The following is a 1,049-nucleotide window of genomic DNA, read 5'->3' on the forward strand; positions in this document are numbered from 1 at the left end:
CTTTCCCTACCCGACGCTCTTCCGATCGAAGGTGCTGCACGTCTTTGAAGGCGGAGACGTCCGCACCGACCCGGACGGGACGCTGTCGCGGAACGAGATAGGGGACATAGTGTCTACGCACTTGCCGAAGCCACAGGATGACCTTGATGCTTTGGATGAGGGCGAGGTTATGCCGGAGCGGGACTTGGGCGACTGCGGCACAAAGCCGTATTTCTGCGGCACCTGCATGTGCAACGACAGTTGCCGGACGTATCAAGCCGCTGTCGAGCGCTGGAGCGAGGATGACTAGCATGACGGAAAAGGCGGCTATGAAAAGAATCGCAATCGTGCTTGCGGGGTGTCTGCTTTTTAACTCCTGCGTAACATTCGCCGGAACCGCGGCGGGCGCGGGAGTCGGGCTGATTACGGCGGAAGAAAAAGCTCCCGTATCCAATAAGACCGCAAGGGCTTTGATAGGCGGCGCTATTGGAATGATAGTAGGAGGGGTTATTGATGTATTCATCGCTAATGAGTTGTAATCGTGTGTGCCGCTAACGGCTTCTTTACAGGCGTTGCCTTCTGCCTGTCCGTGAGCGCAGGGCAGCGATAAGGGGGAAAGGTGAACATCGTCGGCTTTATCGGAAGCCCGCGGAAAGACGGCAACACCGCGTGGCTCGTACGCCAAATACTCGAAGGCGCGAGGGAGGCGGGCGCCGAAACCCGCGCGTGGCATTCGGGCGAGCTTGATATCAGACCGTGTCAGGGCTGTCTCGGCTGCAAGCAGGGCGAGCCGGGCTGCGTTATCGACGACGACATGCAGGCGCTGTATGCCGCGCTCGAAGGCGCCGACGTGCTGGTGCTCGGCTCGCCGCTCTATATGGGTCAGATGAGTGCGCAGACGAAGGCGTTCACCGACCGGCTGTTTGCGCAAATCAGCCCGCGTTTCTCCCCGCACTACACGGAGCGGGCGGCGAAAAAAGCGCTGGTGCTCGCGTTTACGCAGGGCAACCCCGACTCCGGCATGTTTCAGCCGTACTACGACTACACGAAGCGCGTGTTCCAGATGCTGG

3 protein-coding genes are annotated in these 1,049 nt (G+C 59.9%); all 3 read left to right on the top strand.

The window, feature by feature from the left end:
• On the top strand, positions 1-289 hold a 289-nt coding region (locus tag AWU74_RS14245; protein ID WP_187150890.1), incomplete at its 5' end, for a hypothetical protein.
• A 19-nt stretch (positions 290-308) separates the two neighbouring features.
• Complete coding sequence (locus AWU74_RS05990; protein ID WP_162481896.1) at positions 309-518, top strand: hypothetical protein; 210 nt, start codon at positions 309-311, stop codon at positions 516-518.
• 80 nt (positions 519-598) lie between these two features.
• Positions 599-1,049, top strand: a 451-nt coding sequence (locus AWU74_RS05995; protein WP_062328545.1) for a flavodoxin family protein, incomplete at its 3' end; no start/stop codon positions are given.

This window comes from Treponema endosymbiont of Eucomonympha sp. (assembly GCF_001028545.1).

Excerpts from the sequence above, each read along its gene's own strand:
- AWU74_RS05990 (WP_162481896.1), top strand. The coding sequence starts at position 309 with ATGAAAAGAATCGCAATCGTGCTTGCGGGGTGTCTGCTTTTTAACTCC.